Origin of the sequence: Succinimonas amylolytica DSM 2873 (genome assembly GCF_000378405.1) — a bacterium.
In the GTDB taxonomy this organism is placed as follows: domain Bacteria; phylum Pseudomonadota; class Gammaproteobacteria; order Enterobacterales; family Succinivibrionaceae; genus Succinimonas; species Succinimonas amylolytica.
Genome location: NZ_KB899636.1, coordinates 528,324 through 531,780 on the forward strand (window position 1 = coordinate 528,324; position 3,457 = coordinate 531,780).

The following is a 3,457-nucleotide window of genomic DNA, read 5'->3' on the forward strand; positions in this document are numbered from 1 at the left end:
GTCTGCTTCTGAATGGTTGAAGTCTGCTTCTGAATGGTTGAGGTCTGCTCTTGAATGGTTGAGGTCTGCTCTTGAATGGTTGATGTAAGTTTTTCGATTAACGAATAAAGGTTGTCCAGTTTGGAAGTGTCAGTATCGTGCTGATTAGCAGGAAGATTGTTATTTGTGATCTTCGCTTCCATTGCAAATTCCTTCAACACATCCCGATTTTTGTGTGCGATATGGTACGGATTCACCAGCACTTTTGTCAAGAATCCCCGAAGCCATAAAAAGAAGGTTTAAGACCTAATACATCGTTTTTTTCCTAAGGATTAACAATCCCTGACAAACTCAGGGATTCTGTTTCAGTTACAGGTGATGCCGTAGGCTTTTTTAACTGCTGTTCTTACTGAGCTTTTATCACCGTTTACCGGACCGACAATCAGACTGTAGACGTATCCGCCTCCCATTTTTTTACGGTAAATTATGGAAGCTTGTCCTTGAAGAGCCATTTGGGCCTTTATTGATTCAGCATCTCTGGAGGTACGATAGTTTTCCTGACAGTAGAGATAGGTCATGCCCTTTTGCCGTTTATCGTTGACAACTATCTGTTTGTCTCCGGCTTTTGTCACCATCATGATGCCTGAAGCGTCGGTAGTGGAAACAACTCCGTTTCCGGAATTCCCAGAAGACGATGCCGTACTCCTGGCTTCTTGAGTTTTTCTTTCCTTCTCAAGTCTGGCTTTTTCCTTTTCGAGTCGGATACGTTCCTTTTCGAGACGAAGCTCCTTTTCTGCCTGTTGTCTGGCTTTCTCTTCGGCAATACGCTTCTTTCTTTCAGCAATTTTTCGGTAGTACTCAGCTTCTTTTGCCTGACGTTCAGCTTCATAATTTCTGGTGATGGTGACACCAGAGCCAGAATCAATCTCCTTATGTTCCAGTATTTCTGTGTAGGAATAGGTATTTACTGGCCTCTGCTGACGGGGCTGTTCCTGATGCTGTGGTTTTGGTGCTGGCTGTTTAGGTGTTTTGGACAACCAGAGCCATATAACGAAAGCCGAAAAGCAAAGCGTAAGAAACGCAATTATGATAATAATAGCCAGATGATGAGACTTCTCCGGAGTTTTATTTCCGGAGCTTCTTTTACGGCTTTTATTTACAGCTACTACCATTACATTCTTTCCAGAGTTTCAATTCCCAGAAGGCCCAGTCCGGTTTTGAGAATTTTAGCAGTGCATTCAGAGATGGCCAGTCTGCTAGTTTTAATATTATCAGGAACCTCTTGCTTTGTTATAGGACAGGATTCGTAGAATTTCATAAACAGTCCTGCAAGTTCGTAAAGGTATGTACATAAAAGATGAGGCATGGCCTTTTCGGCAGCGCTATTTACCACTTCGTTAAACTTGGTAAATTTAAGAAGCAAGTCTTCCTCTTCAGGGGCGGAAATTGATATTTTTCCTGGAATAGCGTCCGTTTTTCGGAAAATTGATTGTACCCTGCTGTATGCATATTGCAAATATGGTGCAGTGTTGCCGTCGAAGGTAAGCATGTTATCCCAGTCAAAGATGTAGTCGGTTGTGCGGTTTTTAGACAGATCCGCATACTTCACAGCCCCCATTGCTACGGTGTGGATAACCTTACTCTTTTCTTCAGGGGATAGATTGTTATTGCGGTCTGACATGAGAGTTGCGGCCCGGTTTTCTGCTTCGTCAAGAAATTCCTTAAGCTTTACGGTACCTCCTGATCTGGTCTTAAAGGGTTTGCCATCCTTTCCTAGCATCATTCCGAATGAACCATGTTCGGTAAGAACATTTTCAGGGAGATAACCCGCCATTTTTGCAATATCCCAGGCCATTAGCAGGTGTTCATGCTGCCTTGAATCAGCGAATACGATAATTCTGTTGGCCCCGAAATGTTCAACGCGGTATTTTGTGCAGGCAATATCAGTAGTTGTGTAGAGGAATCCTCCATCGCTTTTACGAACTATTACCCCGCGAGGATTGCCATCCTTATCCTTGAAGTTATCAAGGTAGACTACAATGGCTCCCTGATCCTCTTTCGCGAGATTGCGTGATATGAGATCATCCACCAGCGGTTTTAGCATGGGGTTGTACAGGCTTTCTCCCATTACGTCTTTTTCGGTCAGAGAAATATTAAGCCTGCGGTAGATTTCCTGGTTCTGATCCATGGTTATTTTTACCAATTTCTGCCACATTTCCCGGCAGTATTCATCGCCGCTTTGCAGTTTAACAACGTATTTTCGGGCTTTTTCCGCAAATTGAGGATCTTCGTCATAATATTTTTTTGCTTCGCGGTAGAATGCTTCAAGATCCGAAAGTTCCAGTGAACTTGCATGTTCTTCTTCTTTTTTTTCAAGACAAGCTATGAGCATGCCGAATTGGGTTCCCCAGTCTCCGATGTGATTAGCCCGGATAACTCGATTGCCGAGAAATTCTAAAATACGAACCACAGCGTCTCCGATTACGGTGGATCTTATATGGTGAACTGCCATTTCCTTTGCTACGTTTGGTGAAGAGTAATCAATTACCACGGTTTCGGGGGTTCTTAATGGTCTGACACCCAGCAAGGGATCCTTGAGCATGTCATTAACTTGATTTTCAATAAATGCCTTATTGGCAAAAAAGTTTATAAATCCGGGACCGGCGATTTCTACGCGGGAAATTTTGTCATTAGCAGGAATACGAGATATCAGAAGCTCGGCAATTTCACGTGGATTTTTTTTCATAGGACGGGCAAGCATCATGGCAATATTTGAAGCGAAATCGCCATGAGCCTTGTCCTTAGTGTTTTCAACCATGATGCGAATTTGAGTATCCGCAGAAAGGATGTTTTCATTTTTTAAACTAGATACAATACCGGTAAGAAGGTTCTGAATATACTCTTTCATGAAAAATTCCAATTATTAATTGATTCTGTGGCATCAGGAACGTTAACAGATTTTCATGACGGAGCGATGAGAGTATCTTTAGGCTTTAACGTTCCTGTTTAAGCACTTTTTGTGAAGCAGACTACAGATTATGGGTAATATGGGTAAAGTATAAGCATTTTTCAGATATTTGCAACGAAGGAGGAATGTTGTGTATGTTGCAAGCGTTTCATAAACAGTTCTTTCTTATGAACAAATTCCGGTTACGCCTTCGAATTTTATTATGAAAGAAAGCTCCCCGGCGGACAAACGAAAGCGACGGCCCTTAAGCCGCATTCGGAACGCTGCATGCCCTGGAATGGAGTGACGCCCCAGATCTCTTCGGTAAGATCCGTTCCGGCCCCCGTTAAGTTGGCTGGGTCATGCTGACGCTGGCACAGATCACTTTGCCCTGATTGCTGGTTTCGCTCTGCACACACAGCCCTTCAGTAATTTTGGCTCTGGAGATGGCGCGTTTGACCTGATCCATCCGGAATTTTGCCAACGACTGATCGTTCGGACTGTCTTCGTATTTGACCTTCCGCGTTATTA

The 3,457-nt window shown here is 43.3% G+C and carries 3 protein-coding genes and 1 pseudogene; all 4 read right to left on the reverse strand.

Features of this window, described 5'->3' with window-relative positions:
- Positions 1-182: pseudogene (locus F557_RS22555) on the reverse strand (hypothetical protein); the annotation flags it as partial.
- A gap of 162 nt (positions 183-344) precedes the next feature.
- Positions 345-1,151, reverse strand: coding sequence for a hypothetical protein (locus F557_RS0102365; RefSeq protein ID WP_019000655.1), 807 nt, complete (start codon positions 1,149-1,151; stop codon positions 345-347).
- On the reverse strand, positions 1,151-2,887 hold the full coding sequence (argS, locus tag F557_RS0102370) for an arginine--tRNA ligase (protein WP_019000656.1): 1,737 nt from the start codon (positions 2,885-2,887) through the stop codon (positions 1,151-1,153). Before argS ends, F557_RS0102365 begins: the two co-directional genes overlap by 1 nt.
- A 385-nt stretch (positions 2,888-3,272) precedes the next feature.
- Positions 3,273-3,455, reverse strand: coding sequence for a hypothetical protein (locus F557_RS18490; RefSeq protein ID WP_425425308.1), 183 nt, complete (start codon positions 3,453-3,455; stop codon positions 3,273-3,275).
- Positions 3,456-3,457 lie beyond the last annotated feature (2 nt).

Coding starts and splice junctions, on each gene's coding strand:
- F557_RS0102365 (WP_019000655.1), bottom strand. CDS start 1,151: ATGGTAGTAGCTGTAAATAAAAGCCGTAAAAGAAGCTCCGGAAATAAA.
- argS (WP_019000656.1), bottom strand. CDS start 2,887: ATGAAAGAGTATATTCAGAACCTTCTTACCGGTATTGTATCTAGTTTA.